Origin of the sequence: Lysinibacillus sp. GbtcB16 (genome assembly GCF_019091145.1) — a bacterium.
In the GTDB taxonomy this organism is placed as follows: Bacteria; Bacillota; Bacilli; order Bacillales_A; family Planococcaceae; genus Lysinibacillus; species Lysinibacillus fusiformis.
Genome location: NZ_JAGXJV010000395.1, coordinates 1 through 272, shown reverse-complemented (window position 1 = coordinate 272; position 272 = coordinate 1). Strand labels below are relative to the sequence as shown.

The 272-nt window shown below is 46.7% G+C and carries 1 pseudogene; it reads right to left on the bottom strand.

What is annotated here, in order from left to right:
• A pseudogene (locus KVT27_RS24670) lies at positions 1-227 on the bottom strand (MFS transporter); the annotation flags it as partial.
• Positions 228-272: the final 45 nt, after the last annotated feature.

Below are 272 nucleotides of genomic sequence, written 5' to 3'. Positions count from 1 at the left end.
AGCTTCCCGTAAGTTACAGCGCCAATCGCGTAAATGAGAATATAGGCGGAGGAGAGCCAGCTCACCTGCGAAAGACTTAGCGAGAATTGCTCGCTAATTTTGGGTAAAGCGATGTTGAACATGATGCCGGTCATCATGGAAATGGTCAAGGTGAACATCAAAACGAGCATTAGTTGCTTGTTATTCCCATGTTCCCCATGCGCCTGCTCGGGGGTGGAGATTGTCATACGAGGATCACGTCCTTTTCTAAAATGTAAAATGACTGTCAGTAC